The organism is Rhodococcoides fascians A25f (assembly GCF_000760935.2).
In the GTDB taxonomy this organism is placed as follows: domain Bacteria; phylum Actinomycetota; class Actinomycetes; order Mycobacteriales; family Mycobacteriaceae; genus Rhodococcoides.
Genome location: NZ_CP049744.1, coordinates 4,337,931 through 4,357,209 on the forward strand (window position 1 = coordinate 4,337,931; position 19,279 = coordinate 4,357,209).

17 protein-coding genes are annotated in these 19,279 nt (G+C 64.3%); 7 read left to right on the forward strand and 10 right to left on the reverse strand.

From position 1 onward, the window contains the following. Positions 1–44: 44 nt before the first annotated feature. The 5 genes from BH93_RS20265 to BH93_RS20285 all read right to left on the reverse strand — a co-directional run bounded on the left by BH93_RS20265 (position 45) and on the right by BH93_RS20285 (position 4,342). Complete coding sequence (locus BH93_RS20265; protein ID WP_037175318.1) at positions 45–989, reverse strand: Ppx/GppA phosphatase family protein; 945 nt, start codon at positions 987–989, stop codon at positions 45–47. Further along, a complete protein-coding gene (locus BH93_RS20270; RefSeq protein ID WP_037175321.1) occupies positions 986–1,516 on the reverse strand; it encodes a DUF501 domain-containing protein in 531 nt (176 codons plus the stop codon). Before BH93_RS20270 ends, BH93_RS20265 begins: the two co-directional genes overlap by 4 nt. Continuing rightward, positions 1,513–2,064: an FtsB family cell division protein gene (locus tag BH93_RS20275; protein ID WP_032377245.1), complete on the reverse strand. Its 552-nt coding sequence runs from the start codon at positions 2,062–2,064 to the stop codon at positions 1,513–1,515. The genes BH93_RS20270 and BH93_RS20275 overlap by 4 nt, the downstream gene beginning before the upstream one ends. A 192-nt stretch (positions 2,065–2,256) precedes the next feature. Further along, complete coding sequence (gene eno, locus BH93_RS20280; protein ID WP_008718800.1) at positions 2,257–3,543, reverse strand: phosphopyruvate hydratase; 1,287 nt, start codon at positions 3,541–3,543, stop codon at positions 2,257–2,259. A gap of 88 nt (positions 3,544–3,631) precedes the next feature. Further along, entirely contained in the window at positions 3,632–4,342 is a 711-nt protein-coding gene (locus BH93_RS20285; RefSeq protein ID WP_032404887.1) for a lytic transglycosylase domain-containing protein, read from the reverse strand. Between the two features lie 160 nt (positions 4,343–4,502). Between BH93_RS20285 and efeU the strand changes: the two genes are divergently transcribed. The 6 genes from efeU to BH93_RS20315 all read left to right on the forward strand — a co-directional run bounded on the left by efeU (position 4,503) and on the right by BH93_RS20315 (position 11,198). Next, positions 4,503–5,423, forward strand: coding sequence for an iron uptake transporter permease EfeU (efeU, locus tag BH93_RS20290; protein ID WP_052065374.1), 921 nt, complete (start codon positions 4,503–4,505; stop codon positions 5,421–5,423). A gap of 14 nt (positions 5,424–5,437) precedes the next feature. Continuing rightward, a complete protein-coding gene (gene efeO / locus BH93_RS20295) occupies positions 5,438–6,577 on the forward strand; it encodes an iron uptake system protein EfeO (RefSeq protein WP_037175326.1) in 1,140 nt (379 codons plus the stop codon). Next, a complete protein-coding gene (gene efeB, locus BH93_RS20300; protein ID WP_080739147.1) occupies positions 6,558–7,808 on the forward strand; it encodes an iron uptake transporter deferrochelatase/peroxidase subunit in 1,251 nt (416 codons plus the stop codon). The genes efeO and efeB overlap by 20 nt, the downstream gene beginning before the upstream one ends. A gap of 361 nt (positions 7,809–8,169) precedes the next feature. Then, the gene (locus BH93_RS20305; RefSeq protein WP_037176754.1) at positions 8,170–9,900 is read left to right on the forward strand and encodes a DEAD/DEAH box helicase; all 1,731 of its coding nucleotides are present in this window, start codon (positions 8,170–8,172) and stop codon (positions 9,898–9,900) included. A gap of 1 nt (position 9,901) precedes the next feature. Then, positions 9,902–10,444 (forward strand): SWIM zinc finger-containing protein, encoded by a 543-nt coding sequence (locus tag BH93_RS20310; RefSeq protein WP_037175327.1) that lies wholly within the window; start codon positions 9,902–9,904, stop codon positions 10,442–10,444. Between the two features lie 112 nt (positions 10,445–10,556). After that, positions 10,557–11,198, forward strand: coding sequence for a dihydrofolate reductase family protein (locus tag BH93_RS20315; RefSeq protein ID WP_037175328.1), 642 nt, complete (start codon positions 10,557–10,559; stop codon positions 11,196–11,198). A gap of 102 nt (positions 11,199–11,300) precedes the next feature. Here BH93_RS20315 and BH93_RS20320 read toward each other — a convergent pair whose 3' ends face one another. The 3 genes from BH93_RS20320 to BH93_RS20330 all read right to left on the reverse strand — a co-directional run bounded on the left by BH93_RS20320 (position 11,301) and on the right by BH93_RS20330 (position 16,582). Then, the gene (locus BH93_RS20320) at positions 11,301–12,215 is read right to left on the reverse strand and encodes a MazG family protein (RefSeq protein ID WP_037175329.1); all 915 of its coding nucleotides are present in this window, start codon (positions 12,213–12,215) and stop codon (positions 11,301–11,303) included. Positions 12,216–12,217: 2 nt separating this feature from the next. Further along, positions 12,218–15,796: a transcription-repair coupling factor gene (mfd, locus tag BH93_RS20325; RefSeq protein ID WP_242459245.1), complete on the reverse strand. Its 3,579-nt coding sequence runs from the start codon at positions 15,794–15,796 to the stop codon at positions 12,218–12,220. A 216-nt stretch (positions 15,797–16,012) separates the two neighbouring features. After that, a complete protein-coding gene (locus BH93_RS20330) occupies positions 16,013–16,582 on the reverse strand; it encodes a TetR/AcrR family transcriptional regulator (protein WP_037175330.1) in 570 nt (189 codons plus the stop codon). A gap of 55 nt (positions 16,583–16,637) precedes the next feature. On the opposite strand from BH93_RS20330, the gene BH93_RS20335 reads away from it, so the two are divergent. After that, positions 16,638–17,618 carry an alpha/beta fold hydrolase gene (locus BH93_RS20335; RefSeq protein WP_037175331.1) on the forward strand — a complete coding sequence of 327 codons (981 nt, stop codon included), beginning with the start codon at positions 16,638–16,640 and terminating at the stop codon, positions 17,616–17,618. A 1-nt stretch (position 17,619) separates the two neighbouring features. On the opposite strand, the gene BH93_RS20340 is transcribed toward BH93_RS20335, so the two are convergent. Both BH93_RS20340 and BH93_RS20345 read right to left on the reverse strand, forming a co-directional pair. Next, positions 17,620–18,264 (reverse strand): ScbR family autoregulator-binding transcription factor, encoded by a 645-nt coding sequence (locus BH93_RS20340; protein WP_032395696.1) that lies wholly within the window; start codon positions 18,262–18,264, stop codon positions 17,620–17,622. 189 nt (positions 18,265–18,453) lie between these two features. Further along, complete coding sequence (locus BH93_RS20345; protein WP_080730482.1) at positions 18,454–19,086, reverse strand: TetR/AcrR family transcriptional regulator; 633 nt, start codon at positions 19,084–19,086, stop codon at positions 18,454–18,456. Positions 19,087–19,279 lie beyond the last annotated feature (193 nt).

The following is a 19,279-nucleotide window of genomic DNA, read 5'->3' on the forward strand; positions in this document are numbered from 1 at the left end:
GATGCAACCTACATCGCCGCAGGCCGCATCTGCAGAAATGCAGATCAAATCTTGATCGACATCGCAATTCCGTCGAGGATGTCATGCTCACTGACCGTCAACGAGCTCACGGCACCGCGTCGCTCGAACTCCTCGGCCAATACGCTGCAGACAATTGCACCGCCGCCGATCACATCCACCCGACCGGGATGCATGGGACCCAACGCACTTCGCTGCGTATGCGTCATGCCGATCAGCCGCTCGCATACCTCGAAGAGCTGATCGAAGGGCACTCGCGACAAGTGCACTGCGTCTGCGTCGTACTCGGGCAGGTCCTTGGCGATGGCGGCGATGGTCGTCATCGTGCCGGCCACACCGACCCAGCTCGACGCGTCGCCGATCGACACGTCCTCGAACGCCTCCGCCAACTTCTCGCGGGCGTACTCACGCGCGCCGTTGATCTCGTCCGCGGTGGGAGGATCCGAATGCAGGAATCGTTCGGTCAGACGGACACAGCCGATGTTCGCCGAGAACGCTGCCTTCACGCCCTTCGCGTCGCCCAGTACGAGCTCGGTAGAACCGCCACCCAGATCGACAACCAGGAAAGGGCCTGCCGCAGAGTCGAGTTCACCGACCGCACCGGCGAAAGACAACCGTGCTTCCTCGTCACCGGTGATCACTTCGGCCTCGGCACCGGGAATGACCTTGCCGAGTACCTCGCGCACCATCGAGAAGAAGTCCTCGCGATTCGACGCATCCCGAGTGGCAGAGGTGGCCACCATCCGCACTGCGGTGGCCCCGGTCTTACGAATGATCTCCGCGTACTCGACCAATGCCACGCGAGTGCGTTCGATGGCCTCCGGCACAAACGCTCCCGTCGCGTCGACTCCCTGACCGAGTCGCACGATCCGCATCTCGCGGGCGACGTCGGCGAGGGACTTCCCGTTGTTGTCGGCGACGAGCAGGCGGATCGAGTTGGTGCCGCAATCTATTGCTGCAACCCTGGTCATTGTTTCTCCGCACGTAGTTCTTCGATGGTCGGCCAATCGGCCGGAATAGCCTTGCCACGCAACGAGTTCTCGGCGGCAAGGGCCACCGACTCGTCACCCAGCGGGTTGACGCCCGGGCCCTTGGCCAACGAATGGGCGATCAGGACGTGCAAGCATTTGACCCTGTCGGGCATCCCACCACCGGTGAAATCGGTTCCGAGAGATTCGATCTCGTCACGTTCGGCCAGATACGACTGATGGGCGCGCAAGTAGGCAGTAGCCAACTCGGGATCGGTGCCGAGACGTTCGGTCATCTCCCGCATCACCCCCGCCGATTCCTGACGGCTCGCCTCTGCCGTCAGTCGCGGATCGGTCAGATAGAACAAGGTGGGGAACGGCGTGCCGTCGGGCAGCTTGGGGGCGGTTTTGACCACGCCCGGCCGGCCGTCCGGAGATCGATATGCGATCTCGAGTACGCCACGCGGTTCACGTCCGAGCTGCGATGCGACCGCATCGAGATCTTCCTGCGAGACTGCCGAGGAATTCACCCGACCGGTCCTCCTTCTGATTGTGGTGCCGGAGCGGCCGGCACGGGTTCTGGCTGTACGACAGGCATCGGTGCGGATGTCGGCTCCGCCGGCTCGTTCGATCCCTGCGGCTGAACTGCGGTGTTCCACAGGTCGGTGTACCAGGGACCCGTCGGCGCACTGTCGGCCGCGAGTTCCTCCGGGGTCTTGCCGTAGTCGCCGGGCAACTGCACCTGGTACGGCGTCTCCCCCGGCATCACGAACCGCAGGCGCTCACGCGCATCGGCCGCGATGCGGGACGGCTCGTCGAGCTGAGATTTCTGGGTCTGCAGCGCTTGTACGTCGTTCTCCAAAGCCTGCCGCTCGGCCAGCACGGACTCGAGTTCGCTGCGCTGCGAGAAGTAGGTGCGTAGCGGCACTGCCAGCGTCAACGCCAGCGCGCACACCACAACGCCGAGAATGACGGCCCGTCCGGTGGACAGTCCGAGGAACGTCCGCTCGGGCATCTTGGGCCGACGAACACCGACGCGCCGGGGAGCGGCCTTGCCGCCGACCACCGCGTCGCGCACCTGCTCCGATGGTTCCGGCGGGGTGGCCGTCCGACCGGAGGCGTTCTCGTCACGAGAGACGCCCCCGGCCTTCGACCGACTCGAAGAGGAGGACCGGCCGCGGGGTCGGGGATCACGTCCACCTGGACTGGTCCCAGACCTTCCGCGCCGTGCCATCATTCATCTCCACTTCGTGCGATACGTACCTGCCTGCTATCCCTCGTAATTGAACCGGGGGAAAGACAACTCGCCGGCGTAACGCGCCGCGTCGCCCAGAGCTTCTTCGATACGCAGCAACTGGTTGTACTTGGCCACGCGCTCGCTTCGAGCCGGAGCACCGGTCTTGATCTGGCCACTGCCGACGGCAACTGCCAGGTCAGCGATGGTGGTGTCCTCGGTCTCGCCGGACCGGTGGCTCATCATCGTCTTGTAACCGTTGCGGTGAGCGAGATCGACTGCGTCGAGGGTCTCGGTGAGCGTGCCGATCTGGTTGACCTTGACCAGCAGCGCGTTGGCCGCACCCTTGACGATGCCGTCTTCGAGACGCTCGGGGTTGGTGACGAACAGGTCGTCGCCGACGAGCTGAACCTTGTCGCCGATCGACTCGGTGAGTGCAACCCAGCCGTCCCAGTCGTTCTCGTCGAGCGGATCCTCGATGGAGACCAGCGGGTAGGCGTCGACGAGTTCGCCGTAGAACGCCGACATCTGCTCGGCGGACTTGGTCTCACGCTCGAAGGCGTAGCCGGTACCTGCGGTGTAGAACTCGGTGGCCGCCACGTCGAGCGCGAGAGCGACGTCCTGGCCCGGCTTGAGGCCGGTCTTGCCGATGGCCTCGAGGATCAGGTCGAGAGCTGCCTTGGTGCCGGCGAGATCGGGAGCGAAGCCGCCCTCGTCGCCGAGGCCGGTGGACAGGCCCTTGGCCTTGAGCACGGACTTGAGTGCGTGGTAGACCTCGGCACCCCAGCGCAGCGACTCCTTGAACGTGGGAGCACCGATCGGCGCGATCATGAACTCCTGCACGTCGACGCCGCTGTCTGCGTGTGCGCCGCCGTTGATGATGTTCATCATCGGCACGGGGAGGATGTGTGCGTTCGGTCCGCCGAGGTAGCGGAAGAGCTCCAGGCCGGTGGACTCGGCCGCAGCCTTGGCGACCGCGAGCGAGACACCCAGCAGGGAGTTCGCGCCGAGGCGAGACTTGTCGGGAGTGCCGTCGAGATCCAGCAGAGCCTGGTCGACCGTGCGCTGCTCGATGGCGTCGAGACCGATGACCGCGGGCGCGATCTCGTCGAGCACCGCGTTGACGGCCTTCTCGACGCCCTTGCCGCCGTAGCGGTCTCCGCCGTCACGAAGCTCGACGGCCTCGTGCTCACCGGTGGATGCGCCGGAGGGGACGGCTGCGCGGGTCAACGTCCCGTCGTCCAATGCGACCTCGACCTCAACCGTGGGGTTGCCACGGGAATCGAGGATCTCGCGAGCTCCGACCTGCTCAATGATGGCCACGAATGCTTCTCCTAGTAACGGGGACCGGCGGACTGTGCCGGGTGCAAGACTAGCCGCTCTTGCGTGGTGCCCGCGATGCACGGAGTTTCTACGGCCTGGTGCCCACCGAGTACGCGGCCGCGCGATCTCGCACGTCACGAAGATACTGGCCCGAGAGGTTGTACGCCATCAACGCCGTCTCCCAGCCCTGTGCCGTTCGCAGATCGCCGCCGCGGGCGCACAGATATCGAGCCGCCGTCAACGCCGCATCGTCGATGTTGTCCGGATCTGCGATGCCGTCGCCGTTGGCGTCGACCCCCCATTTCTTCCATGTTTCGGGGATGAATTGCATGGGACCCATCGCTCGATCGAACTCGGCGTCACCGTCCATGACGCCGCCGTCGGTGTCGGGAATCTCGGCGACACCCGGACCGCCGTCGAGCGGAATACCGCGGATCGGCGGTGCGACCAGGCCGTCGGGCTGCACCGAGGATCCCTGGAACGTCCCGTGCCGGCTCTCGATGTAGCCGATGCCGGCCAGTGTCGTCCACGCAATTCCGCAGTCTGCATCCGTCTCGGTCATGATCGCGGCCGCGTGCCCGTACGACGCGAGAGCCGTCACCGAGATACCGAGCGCGTCGGTCTGAGGTTCGGCCCACGCGAGCAACAGATCGGCTGTCCGGCCGGGGGCATTGAAATCGATCAGCGGCACCTCGGTTCCCGGACCGGGCGGAATGCCCTCGGGAATCTCACGCTTCGGCTCGCTGCTGCCACATGCGGTGAGCGCAAGGAGGAGCGATGCGGTGGCGAGCACGCAGATTCGTGAGATCACCTCACCATCCTGCACACGCAAGGTAATAGAAAGCTAAAGACCCGTAAAACCCCAGTTCAACGTGCATTCGACTGGCGATGCAGGGTGTATGTTTCTGTCAACCTTCACGCATGAGGGTCGCCTACCCTTCGCGAGGGAAGGCGTACCAATGTTCGACGCACAACAGGAGCACTACCCCGTGTCCTCAGTAGCCGTTCTCGCCGCCGCAGGCTCAGCGCCGTCGATCGCCACCCAGATGTTCGGCAGTGGCTTGATCGGCCTGCGCGAGGGTCTCGAGACCGGCATCGTGGTGATGATCCTCGTTGCGTTCCTCGTCAAAGCCAACCGACGCGACGCACTCAAATGGGTGTGGCTGGGCGTGGGGTTGGCCGTTGCTATGGTGGCCGCGATCTTCTTCGTCATCCACTACGGCACATCCACGGTCACCGGACTGACCGCCGAGATCATCGCAGGCGCGGCATCGCTCGTGGCCGTGGTCATCGTGACGGCGATGGTGCTCTGGATGCGGACCGCCGCGAAGAACATCTCCGGCGAACTGCGCGCGAACATGGAGAAAGCACTCACCGTCGGGCCTGCTGCAGTGCTGACGCTCTCGTTCTTCGCCGTCGGCCGCGAAGGTGTCGAAACCGCACTGCTCATGGTCGGCTACGCCGAGAACACGAACGGTAGCCTGTGGCCGCTGCTCGGTCTGCTGCTCGGCATCGTCGTCGCTGCCGTGCTGACGGTGTTCCTGTACTTCGGTGCCGTCCGCATCAACTTTGCCGTCTTCTTCAAGTACACCGGCGTCTTTCTCATCGTGGTCGCCGCCGGAATCCTCGCCTACGGCATCCGCGCACTGCAGATCGGCGGAGTTCTGCCCGGTGGCAGCGCTGTCGCCTTCGACATCAGCGCTCACTTCGACGCCTCGAGCTGGTACGGCACCGTGCTCGGCGGCATCTTCAACTTCCGCCCCGAACCCACTGTCTTCCAAGCGATCGCATGGGTGCTCTACATCGTCGTCGTCCTGTTCCTCTTCCTCCGCCCGGTCCGCGTTCCCGCGGCTCCCGAGCCCGTACTTCAGAACTCCTGAAAGGCACCACCATCATGCGTCGTTCCACCTTCGCTCTGGCCGCGGTCGCGGTTCTGCCGATAGCCCTGGCCGGATGCACCGAAAAGTCGTCCACCGAGGCCGAATCGGGCGATATCGCCGTCACCGCCACCGACTCCTCCTGCGACGTGAGTGCATCCGAGGGCACCACCGGTAACTCGACGTTCCAGATCACCAACAACGGCAGCAAGGTCACCGAGTTCTACGTCTACGGCGCGGGCGACCGCGTCATGGGCGAGGTCGAGAACATCGGACCCGGGTTGACGCGTCAGCTCATCGTCGCCCTGCCCGACCCCGGCACCTACCAAACCGCCTGCAGGGCAGGCATGGTGGGCGACGGTATCCGCGCCGATTACGTCGTCTCCGGCGACTCGGTCCGCACCGCCGACGAGAACGGCCTCCTCACCGAGGCCGCCGCCGGCTACAAGCGCTACGTCGTCAGCCAGATCGACGCGTTGCAGGACACCACGGCATCGTTCGTCACCGCCGTCAAGAGCAGCGACGTCGACGCAGCCAAGGCCCAGTTCCCCATTGCGCGTAGCTATTACGAGCGCATCGAGCCCGTGGCCGAAAGCTTCCCCGACGATCTCGACCCGCGCATCGACCTGCGCGAGCCCGATGTCGAGCCCGGTGCGGAGTGGACCGGATTCCACCGCATCGAAAAGGATCTGTGGACGCAGGGGCTGCAGCCCGACACCAACGCAATGGCCGACCAACTCGAGGCCGACATCACCGAACTCGCCGACAAGATCAAGGCCGACGACTTCACCATCGACCCCATTCAGGTCGCCGGTGGCGCACAGGGATTGCTCGACGAGGTTGCCAAGACCAAGATCAGCGGTGAAGAAGACTTCTTCTCACACACCGACCTGTGGGACTTCCAGGCCAACGTCGACGGCTCCCAGGCCGCCATCGCTGCGGTGCGTCCCATCCTCGACGAGCGCAACGCCGAACTCGGTACCGCCATCGATGCCCGCTTCGCAGAACTCGACGCCGAACTGGCCAAGTACCGCAGCGGCGACGGCTTCGTCTTCTACGACACGGTGACCGAACCACAGCGCCAGGAACTCTCGAACAAGATCGACGCATTGTCCGCCGAAGTGAGCCAGGTGCAGGGTGTCGTTGCCGGACAATAAGACTGGACAATTGTCCCGACGGCGCCTGCTCGGTGCCGTCGGGACGGGGGCGGCACTCGTCGGAGTGGGAGCCATCGCCGGACACGCGACCGCCTCCGGCGCCGAGGCACCCGCTTCGGACGTCGTCGAATTTCGCGGCGACCACCAGGCCGGAATCGTCACCCCGGCACAGGATCGCATGCACTTCGTCGCCTTCGACATCACCACCGACTCACGCGACGACGTTGTTGCGCTGCTGAAGAAGTGGACCCTGATGGCCGAACGCCTCACCAAGGGCGAAGAGACGTTCGACGGCGGTGCCGTCGACGGCGGCCAGTACAAACCGCCGTCGGATACCGGCGAAGCACTCGGCCTGACGGCATCATCGCTGACGCTGACGATCGGATTCGGTCCCTCGATGTTCGACCGATTCGATCTGGCCTCGAAAAGGCCTGCGTCGCTTGCCGATCTGCAGCATTTCCCGGCCGACAACCTCGATCCTCGACGCTCCGGCGGCGACCTCTGCATCCAGGCCTGCGCCGACGACCCCCAGGTTGCCGTCCACGCGATCCGCAACCTCGCTCGCGTCGGATTCGGCACCGTCTCGGTGAAGTGGTCTCAACTCGGCTTCGGCCGAACCTCGTCCACCTCGACCACCCAGGCAACACCGCGAAACCTGTTCGGATTCAAGGACGGAACGGCGAACCTCAAGGCCGAGGACCCGTCGTTGCTCGACGAGAACGTGTGGGTTGCGTCCGATGACGATCAGGAATGGATGGCAGGCGGCTCCTACCTCGTCGCCCGTCGCATCCGCATGCTCATCGAATCGTGGGACCGCACCACGTTGAAGGAACAAGAGCGAGTGATCGGGCGCAGCAAGGGATCCGGCGCACCACTCGGCCAGAAAGACGAATTCGACGCACTCGATTTCGAGTCACAGGGCCCCGAGGGCACCTTCATCGACAAGACCGCGCACGTACGCCTGGCGTCGAAAGAGGAACTCGGTGGAATCCAGCTCCTGCGTCGGGGATACAACTTCACCGACGGCTCCGACGGCTTCGGCCACCTCGACGCCGGACTGTTCTTCATCGCCTACTGCCGCGACCCACTGACCCAATTCGTCCCGATGCAACTGGCCCTCTCCCGCAAGGACGCACTGAACGAATACATCCAACACGTGGGCTCCGCGGTATTCGCCTGCCCTCCCGGCGTCGGAGAATCCGAATACTGGGGTTCGACGCTGTTCGAGTAGACCGGCCCCCCGTTCGCGTCAATGGACTATTGCAGGTTCGGATCAATGCGACTTTGTTGCACTCTGACCGACTGAAACCCACATTGATCCCAAACGAGGACCGAGGGGCGGGACTCTGGACGCGAGCGGGTGAGCCCTGAGTCCAGCGGAGGACACCGAATCATCTGGGTGTCAAATTTCTACTCAGGGTCACAAATTCCGTTATTTTGCAACAGCTTTCGGAATTTTTTCGAGTTTGACAGAACTGCGCAGTCTGCTTAAGTTCTAGCGGTTCGGATTCGTCGCCGACTGCTCCTCGAAGGGATTCATGCCCCTCCCCCAGACTGCCGATACTCAAGCGACCTACCTCCTCGATCGTCACATGTTTGCCCTGTGGACCTGGTCCTCCGGCACTGTCGGGTCTCCCCCACCAGTCGGCGATGCCCAGACGGTCACGCTGGCAGTTCCGACATCTGGCCTCTCGGGTTTCGAGGTGTCCGACGTCGACTGTGCATTGATCGAGCCCGATCGACTGGCCGACGTTGTCCTCGACGCTTCCGGTGCCTCGGTTCATGCGTGGCGGACGCACCTGACGGGCGGCGATTCTGCGCTGCCGATCGCTGGGCATGCGGTCCCCGATGCCACCGGGAAAGCGGTGGCATCGGCGGAACACGCCGTCGCCGCTTTTCGCCATACGACGGCCGTTGCCGCCGAACTGCGCACAGCACTGGTCGCGGAGATGCGGCCCTACCAGGTACGCGGCGTGAGTTGGCTGCGTGAGACCGTGTCCGCCCATGGTGGTGCGGTGCTCGCGGACGAGATGGGGCTCGGCAAGACGCTGCAGGCAATTGGCTACCTAGTCGGGCGCGCGGACGAGGGGCCGCAGGTGGTGGTGAGTCCGACGTCGCTGGTCGGAAACTGGGCGCACGAGATCGCTCGGTTTGCACCGAACCTGTCGACGGTGATCTGGCGCGGCGGGCCACTGCCGACGATGGACCCGAGAACGGTGCTGCTCACGGGGTATCCGACGTTGCGCACACACGGTCCGCAGCTCGCCGATCTTCATTGGGCCACTGCAGTATTCGACGAGGCACAGGTGCTGAAGAACCCGCGTACGCAGATCTCGAAGGCCGCGCGCATCATCGACGCCGGCGCGACGATCGCGATGACCGGCACGCCCGTCGAGAATCATCTCGACGAATTCTGGGCTCTACTCAACCTCGTCGCACCGCACTTGTTCGGGAACAAGACTCAGTTCCGGCGTCGATTCATCAAGCCGATAACGGACGGTTCCGGCGTCGCCGCCATTCGGTTCCGCGCAGCGATCGAACCGGTTGTACTGATGCGAAAGAAGTCTCAGGTCGCCGCATCACTTCCGCCGAAGATCCATGCAGACCTGATCTGCGACCTCACCGAGGAGCAGCAGCGGTTGTACGACCGCGTCCTGGATCAGGCGATCGACGACGGATTCGGCGATGGCGTGCAACGCCAGGCCCGAGTGCTGGCCGCTCTGACCGCACTGAAGCACGTCTGCAATCACCCGGCACTGGTCACGGGCGACTCCGACGATCTGTCGGGGCGTTCGGGGAAGCTCGACCTCTGCACCGACATCGTGGCCAACAACCTCGAAACCGATTCGCCGACAATCATCTTCACCCAGTATCGCAAGACCGGCGAGCTTCTCGTGCGACACTTCGGCGAGCAGTTCCGAGTGTCGGTGCCGTTCTTTCACGGTGGCCTGAATCAGGAACAACGGGCAGATATCGTTCGACGCTTCCAGTCCGACGACGGCCCTGCCGTCCTGGTGCTGAGCCTGAAAGCCGGCGGCACCGGACTCACCCTGACTCGCGCAGCCGACGTCGTCCACTTCGACAGATGGTGGAACCCAGCCGTCGAAGCGCAGGCCTCGGATCGAGTCCACCGGATCGGGCAGACCCGCACGGTCACCATCACCACGCTCACCACCGACACCACCATCGAGGAGCACATCGCGACCATGCATTCACGAAAGTCGACGCTGTCCGAGGTCGCCGATATGTCGGGTGTAGCCGAGCTGGCGAAGTTGGACGACGACCGCCTCGTCGACACTCTGCGCCGGAAGCGAACCCGCTGACATGGCGGACGACGACTTCGGTTACACAGCATGGGGACGGGACTGGGTTCGACTCGCCCAGCCGCTACGCGTGACTCGGCCCGACCCCCGACTACCCCGCGCCCGCGCGCTGGCGAAGGGCGCAAAAGTGGAGGTGACGATCAGCGCGGGACGAGTCCGAGGAACCGTAGAACACGGCCGGACGACACCCGAGGTGCGCATCGAGGTAGCACCCATGTCTTCGCCTGTTCTGAACATCATCACCGCCCAATTGCGTGGAACCCGAACGATTCTCACCGACGAGATGTACAGCGCATGCACCGAACGAGGTCATCCGCCTGTACCCACACTCACCAGGGTCGAGTGCACCTGCTCCGACAGCACCGGTCGGTGTGTCCACGTGCTCGCCGTCTATTACGACATGGCCCGGCGCATCGACGACGATCCGCGTCTCGCCCTCGATGTCCTGGCCCCGTCCGACGGCCCTCACGAATTCGCGGCAGTCCCACAGCGGTGGACCACACTCGATGCGCTAGATCCGGCCGATTACTTCACGGTTCGGTGATCGACGACCTGTGCTATCGGACTAGTCTGATCCGATTCGGTTCAGCGATGAGTTTGCACACGCGGATCGGTCTACACGTCGTACATCTTCATCATCGACATCGGGAGCGCACATGGGACAGCTGGTTCGGGTACAGAACTTCACCGTATCGAGCGATGGAATCGCTGCTGGGGTGGACCAGAGCTTCGAGAGCCCGTTCGGACTCGACCATCTGGCCCTGATGGGGTGGTACTTCGGCACCGCCAGCTTTCCCGGGAACGCCGGTTCGGGTGGTAGTCGCGGACTCGACGACTACTTCGCCCGCGACTTCGCGAACAACGTCGGTGCCGAGATCATGGGCCGACACAAGTTCGGCCCTCAACGAGGACCGTGGACCGACCACGAATGGCAGGGCTGGTGGGGTGGCGAGCCGCCGTTCCACACACCCGTCTTTGTCCTCACCCACCACGAGCGACCATCGATCACACTCTCCGACACCACGTTCCACTTCGTCGACGGCGAGCCCGCCGAGGTACTGAAGCAAGCAAAGGAGGCGGCCGACGGTAAGGACGTGCGCCTCGGCGGTGGCGTCACCAGCATTCGGGAATTCCTCGACGCCGATCTCGTCGACACCATGCACATCGTCGTCTCGCCCATCGAATTCGGCTCGGGCCTGAAGCTGTGGGATTCACCCGACGAGTTGAACGACAGATTCGAGCACGAGGTCGTCCCCAGCAGCAGCGGCGTCACGCATCACCTGTTCTGGCGCAAGTAGCCGCTCCGGATCAATGCGGCTTTGTTGCACTCTGAGCGACTGAAACCCACATTGATCCCATAACCGAGGGACGAGGTGAGGGGTGGAGGGGGTGGAGTAGGACTACCCCCGCAAACCCCAGTGCTCGATCCAATCCAGTGCGGACATCTCTCCCGGCGCGATGCCCGCGTTACGGGCGGATGCTTCGGCGTTGCGGATCAGGGATGCAAAATCCAATACCCGACGCCGCAGCGCGTCCTCGGCGCTTTCTCCACCGTGCGAGTGATCGACCCCGATGTGCACGACGCGTAGGCCGTCGGGAACGAGTTCGTCGGGTAGGCCGGCCTTGGTGGCTCGTCCGATCACCTTCTGCGCCAGGGCGAGTGACGGCTGCGACAGAGCAATGCCGTCGATGCACGATCGCCGCGCCTTTTCCGACGCCTTCTGCGCTTCCCAGGCGCGCTCTTGTTCGACGATGTCGATCGGTCCGCCGTCCTGGCGTGCGAGGTGTGGGCTGCGGTGGGTCAGTTTGGCAACGAGTCCCGCGGCGACGTCGTCGATATCGAAGGCATTCTCGGCGGCGTTCTGCGCGATTCTGGAATGAAAGAGCACCTGCAGCAACAGGTCTCCGAGTTCCTCGCGCAGGTCGTTCAAATTTCCTGCGGCTATGGCGTCGAGAAGTTCGTAGGTTTCTTCCAACAGGTAGCCGCGCAGCGATTCGTGGGTCTGCTGCGCTTCCCAGCCGCCGACGGTGTGCAACCGGTCCATCAGGTGTACCGCCGCGATCACGTCGTCACCGGGCAACTTCTCGGCGGCGATGACTCGTTCTCCGCGCGCGATCCGGTTCTGGACGTCGGGGTTGGCCCGGTCGGTGCTGACCAGGACGGGATCGACGGCATCGGGCGCAGCGGTGCCGGAGAACAGCCATCGCACCCGCACCGGTACCTCTTCGGTGAATTGCACGGCACCGCCGAGGAATTCGACTGCATCCACGGGTACCTGCGCCGGACGAACGGGGTCGAGCAGAACTACCGTCACCGCTACACCCCCACTGTTTGCTCCAACAAGACCGACCGAGATGGCTTCCCGTCCAAGGATAGGATGAGATCGGCGATGAACTGCACCAATTCGACGTCGCGCACGCGCGCCGCGCCCACTCCGCCACCCTCGACGCGTGGCAGCGGTAATTGCACCACTCCGGTTGTCGCCCGGTAGGTGGCACTGGGATAGAGCCGCTTGAGGCGAATCTGCTTGGAATCGGGCAACTCCATCGGAGCCAGTTTGACCTGAGTTCCGGCGACGTTGACGTCGGTCAAGCCGTACTCCTTGGCGATCAGCCTCAACTTCGCGATGGAGACCAGGCGGCCGACCTCCTCGGGAAGGGGCCCGTACCGGTCGACGAGTTCGTCGATGACGGCGTCGATGCCAGCAGAATCGGCTGCCGCAGCGAGTTTTCGGTAGCCCTCGAGGCGCAACCGGTCGCTGGTGACGTAGTCGGGTGGAATGTTGGCGTCGACGGGAAGGTCGATGCGCACTTCCTTCGGAGCCTCGTCGGTCGTGATGGGCTTTCCGTCTGCAGCGGCGCGGTAGGCCTCGACCGCCTCACCCACGAGCCGCACGTACAGGTCGAATCCAACGCCTGCGACGTGCCCGGACTGCTCGGCTCCCAGAACGTTTCCGGCACCGCGGATTTCGAGGTCCTTCATCGCAACGGCCATACCGGCACCGAGGTCGGAGTTCTGCGAGATGGTCGCAAGGCGATCGTAGGCGGTCTCGGTGAGCGGCTTCTCCGGTGGATACAGGAAGTACGCGTAACCGCGCTCGCGACTACGACCCACTCGGCCTCGGAGCTGGTGCAGCTGGGACAGGCCGAGCGAATCGGACCGCTCGACGATGAGCGTGTTGGCATTGGAGATGTCGAGGCCGGTCTCGATGATGGTGGTACACACCAGCACGTCGGTCTCACGCTGCCAGAAACCCTGCACGGTGCGTTCCAGTGTCTCCTCGTTCATCTGACCGTGGGCGGTCGCGACCCTGGCCTCGGGCACCAGATCACGAATCTTCTTGGCGGCCTTGTCGATCGAACTGACTCGGTTGTGGACGAAGAACACCTGACCATCACGCAGCAACTCGCGCCTGATGGCCGCGGCGACCTGCTTGTCGTTGTACGCCCCGACGTAGGTGAGCACCGGGTGCCGCTCCTCGGGCGGGGTGAGAATGGTGGACATCTCGCGGATGCCGGCCAGGCTCATCTCGAGGGTTCGCGGAATCGGCGTGGCCGACATCGTCAGCACGTCCACGTGGGTTCGAAGCGACTTGATGTGCTCCTTGTGCTCGACGCCGAAACGCTGCTCCTCGTCGACGATGACCAGACCGAGGTCCTTCCAGGCGACACCGGTCTGCAGCAACCTGTGCGTGCCGACGACGATATCGACTGTGCCGTCGGCCAGCCCGGCCATGACCTCTTTGGACTCGGACCCGTGCGTGAAGCGGGAGAGCCCCTTCACCGACACCGGGAACGACGCCATGCGTGCGGTGAAGGTCTGCAGATGCTGTTGCGCCAGAAGCGTTGTCGGAACCAGGACGGCGACCTGCTTGCCGTCCTGCACAGCCTTGAACGCGGCGCGTACTGCGATTTCGGTCTTGCCGTACCCGACGTCGCCGAGAATGACGCGGTCCATCGGGACCGCCTTCTCCATGTCGGCCTTGACGTCGGTGATGGCGGTCATCTGGTCGACCGTCTCGGTGAATCCGAACGCATCTTCCATCTCGAGTTGCCACGGAGTGTCGGGCCCGAAGGCGTGCCCGGGGGCTGCCTGACGAGCGGCGTACAGTTGCACCAGCTCGCCGGCGATCTCGCGAACTGCCTTGCGCGCCTTGCGTTTGGTATTGGCCCAGTCGGATCCGCCGAGCTTGCTCAACGACGGCAGCTCGCCGCCGACGTAGCGCGAGAGCTGATCGAGCGAGTCCATCGGGACGAACAGTCGGTCGCCGGGATGGCCCCGCTTGCTCGGTGCATATTCGACAACGAGGTATTCGCGTCGGGCACCACCGATGGTGCGTTCGACCATCTCGACGAATCGACCGATGCCGTGCTGATCGTGTACGACGCTGTCGCCGGCGACGAGCGCGAGGGGATCGACCTGATTGCGACGCTTCGCCGGAAGCTTGCGCCCCTCCCCTGCCGCGGCGACGCGGTTGCCGGTCAGATCGCTTTCGGTGACGACGACGAGCTTGGCATCGGGGAACACCAGGCCGTCGTGCAGCGATCCGCAGAGGACGTTGACGACGTCGGCAACCGGAACCGCACCGGACTCGAGATGCGCTGCAGGCACTTCGGCCTCGGCAAGGCGTTCGATGATGCGGGTGGCGGTACCGGCACCCGCTACGGAGATGACGGCTCGGCCACCGGTGGCGATGTGCGCCCGCAGGGTGGCGAACAGGGCCGTCAGCGCTTCCTCGGACCCGCGGACCTCCGGGACCGAATCGACAGCGAGTTCGACTTCTTCGCCGTTTCCAGAGGCGAGTGGGCTGATGGTCCACCACGGACGGCCGTGCACCTGGGCGGACTCGCGTACCTGTCGAAGCGATCGGTAGGCCGAGGCACCGAGATCGAGTGACGCACCTTCGAGGCTGGACGTGTCGAGGGTGGAGGTATCGAGCGGCGCAGCTCCACCGATCGATGCGGCCGTCCAGGATGCCTCGAGGAACTCCTGGCCTGTGCGCACCAGATCTGTTGCGCGCGTGCGGATTCGCTCAGGATCGCACAGCAGTACGTGCGTTCCGGCGGGGAGGGTATCGGCGAGCAGTTGCAGTTCACCGGGCTGCAGCAGCGGAAGCAACGCTTCCATTCCCTCCACGGGAACTCCGGCGGAGAGCTTGTCCAGCATCTCCACCAGCGCCGTGTCACCCGCGTTGTCGGCGGCGAGCACTGCGGCGCGGTCACGAACCTCCTGGGTGAGGAGCAGCTCACGGCACGGCGGCGCGATGACGAGCTCGACCTCATGATCGGGCAGCGACCGTTGATCGGAGACCGCGAACGCGCGGAGTTCGGTGATCTCGTCGCCCCAGAATTCCACGCGCACCGGGTGATCTGCCGTCGGCGAGAAGAGGTCGAGGATTCCGCCGCGGACGGCGAACTCACCGCGCTTGCCGACCATGTCCACGCGCAGGTATCCGAACTCGACGAGCCGGTGGATCAAGCCGTCGAAGTCGATGTCGAGCCCGACCTTCAGGGTCACGGGTTCGATCTCGCCGAGACCGGGTGCCATCGGCTGCACCAGCGAGCGGACGGTGGTGACGATGACGCGCAGAGGATCGCCGTAGTCGGTGTTGCCGGGACGAGCGAGCCGGCGGAGCACGTCCAGTCGCTTGCCGACGGTGTCTGCGCTCGGTGAGAGTCGCTCGTGCGGAAGCGTCTCCCAGGACGGGAACATCACGACGCCGCCGCCGAGGATCTGGCGGAGTTCGTCGGTGAGATCGTCCGCTTCACGCCCGGTGGCAGTGACGATCAACAGCTGAGTGTGCTGCGCGATCGCGGCCGCGACGAACGGACGAACCGAGTGCGGCCCGATGAGGGTGTGCTCGGCGGTGCCGATCGCGTCGGCGACGGCCACCATCGACGAATCCGTCAGCGCAACGCTGGCCAGACCCGACAGTTGCAGCGCCGCGTCGGGAACGATCGGGGCCGGCCCGGATGGCGACACGGCAGGCAGAGAATCGGAAGACAACAGCAATGCTCCTACAAGCGATTCGAGGCGACGGCTGCGCATGCACAGTCGCTGTCGAGTCTATGGGAGTACGCCGACACCTCGGCAGGCGGGAGACACGCGAGCTCAGCTCAGAGCTGCGTCGAGCATCGCTGCGAGTGACTCGCCGGCAGCAGCCGAGTCGTAATGCGGGTCGTGCAGGCATTCGGTGACGATCGCGTCGATCGCGCCGCCGGTGATGATGGCGAGCGTTCGTGAATCGACACCGTCCGTCCCACGTGCACGGACCGACGCGTCGATGAGGTCGGCCAACGGACGCCATCGCTGCTCCGGCGTGTGGCCGGCTGTGGAGTTTGCCAGCGCCTCGATCAGCATGCGCGTGTGCCGGGGGTGAGCGCGGAGGTGGCCGACCATGGCCCGGACGTACGCCTGAGGACCGTCCTGCGCTGGAACATCCCCGACCGCAGCAGCCACGTCCTCGACGAGCGCATCGAGAACGAATCGATACGCCGCGTCCACTACCGCATCCTTGGTTCGGAAGTGGTACAGCACAGCCGCTTTGGTGATGCCGGCGTTGTCTGCGATACGCGCGAGCGAGACGTTCGAGTATCCGTGCTCGGCGACCGCAGCGATCGTGACGTCGATCAGCTGCGCGCGCCGGGTGCGTTCGATGAAGCTCGGTTCTCTCGTTGCCACAACCGCCAGCTTACCGTACGGTCGAAATACTTACCGATCGGTTAGGAGACCGGACATGAACGACCGAGTACCGCACCCACGCCGTCGATACCTGAAGGTCGCCGCCGGGGCGTTGACCGTCGGCGCGCTCGCCCTCACGTTCGCGCTTCGATCCCCCTCACCTGTCGGGCACTGGAACAGCGCAGAGAGCGAGGATCGATTTCTCGCCGCATACGACCGCGCTTTCGAGGACTTGCCCGCCCCGGCGGAGACGCTCGACGTTCGCACCGATTACGGCGTCGTCCGCGTCTATCGGTTTGCGGGCACCGGCGGCTCGACGCACCCGCTACTGCTCCTGCCTGGGCGGTCCTCCGCGACCCCGGTCTGGGCAGCGAATCTTCCGGGCCTGCTGACGATCGGGGACGTCTACACCGTCGATCTACTGGGCGAACCGGGTCGCAGTATTCAAGAACGTCCGATCTCCGGTGACGAAGATCAGGCAAACTGGCTCGCGCAGACCCTCGCGGCTCTGCCCGCCGACAAGGTGCACGTGATCGGGCTGTCCATCGGCGGGTGGACGGCGGCGAACCTGGCACTGCACGACAGCTCCCGCATCGCCTCCCTCACACTGATCGACCCGGTGGAGGTCTTTTCCGACATCCCCTGGAGCACCGCGATCCGCGCCCTCCCTGCCGCCGTACCGTGGCTGCCGAAGTCCTGGCGAGACGGCTTCAACTCGTACACCGCGTGCGGTGCAGAGGTCCAGAACGTTCCGATTGCAGACATGATCGAGGCCGGAATGCAGGGCTACTCGCTGAAACTGCCGCAGCCCACCCGCATCACCGATCAGCGCCTGTCGACTCTCGACGCACCGGTGCTGGCCGTCATCGCAGGAAAATCCGTGATGCACGACGCGGGGGACGCAGTCACCACAGCAGAAAGAACGCTTCCCGACGGGACTGTGCGGCTCTATCCGGACGCCTCACACGCGATCAACGGCGAATACCCGGATGGACTCCGAGAGGACATCGCAGACTTCGTTGCGAAGAACTCGTGAGTTACGGGCCGAAGCGGATGACTCGACGAGCCGCGAACTCGCGGAAGTAGTCCAACTTGTTGGCAGGAACAAGGGCCGGCAGGAGGTAGTACCAGAGGCGCTCCATGCGCGACGGCAATTCCTCGGTGGTGGAGGTGGCAACCGCAACCATGTGCACGCCGGTGAGAATCTCGAGTACGAGCGAACCGATGGTGCGTGAATCCGAGTTGGGATCGATGTCGCCCTGCGCAATTGCCTTGGCGGCGAGCCTGTCGAACGACTCGCTCCACCCGGCCATCACATTGCCCTCGGTGCCTCGGTAGTCACCGATCTGATGGCTCAATCGGAGCATGGCCGAGACCATGGGATCGCTGACCGAGAGATCGACGACGATGTAGGAGATGCCGATAGCCGCTTCGAGTGCGGGGATGCGACCGTCGTTGAACTGCGAGCAGGCAGTGGTCAGACGAGCGTTTCCCTCGTCGATGACCGCACGCGCCAACTCTTCCTTGGAACCGAAATGGAAGTACAGAGCGCCTTTGGTGACCTGAGACTGAGAGATGATCTCGCTGAGACTCGCGTTCGCGTACCCGAGGCGCAGGAATACATTCGCTGCGCCCGCGAGCACGGTGTCGCGGGTTATCTCAGCGCGGGCCTGCCTGACCATAGGATCCGCCTTCGCGATTCTGTACTGACACTGCGCAAATTACGCCCGAACGGTACCACTGAGTGGCTTTACGTCTCATGCCAACATGCATCGGTCCGATTGTGCACTGTGCCGTGAGTGACGCAGCTCTCATGGCCGACAAAGGGGACGATACCCCCTCTTTCGCCGCGAAGAGACGAAACCAGGTACTCATTCCTCGGTCAGTCGAGGGTCCGCCTCCAGGTTTGTCAACCCGTTCCAGCACAGGTTGACCACGTGTGCCGCCACCACTTCCTTCGAGGGAGTGCGCACGTCCAGCCACCACTGCGCCGTCATCGACACCATTCCGACCAGGGCCTGGGCATACATCGGGGCGAACTCGGGATCGAGGCCGCGACGCGAGAAGTCTCCGGCCAGCATGTGTCCGACGCGTCCGATGGCCTCGTTGAGCAGGGACGAGTACTTACCGTCCTCGGCAGAGGCTGGGGAATCACGAACGAGAATGCGGAAACCGTCGGTCCGATCCTCGATGTAGGTCAGTAGCGCGAGCGCGACACGTTCCACGCGGATTCGCGACCGATTGAGATCGAGAGATTTGGTGATCATCCCCAGCAACGTGGACATCTCACGGTCGACGATGACGGCGTAGAGGCCTTCTTTACCGCCGAAATGTTCGTAGACGACCGGCTTGGACACGTTGGCGCGTCCGGCGATCTCCTCCACGGACGCGGCCTCGTAGCCACGTTCGGCGAACAGCGTCCGTCCCACCTCGATCAACTGCTCACGACGTTGAGTCCCGGTCATCCGAACCCGAGGTGAGCGTTCTTGCTCCGAGGCTGACATGGAAACCGCTTCCGTTACCGACCGTGCACGTCCTGACGCCGGAATCGACGACCACCTCACCCTAGCGATGCCCGATCCAGGCAGGAGTGGAGCCTGCGGAACGACCAGACTGGACGGTTGGCGTGCCTGCGGGAACGACAGAGGAGGTCTGTTATACGTCGCGGTTCGACTCACCACTACCTCTCATGCGAGG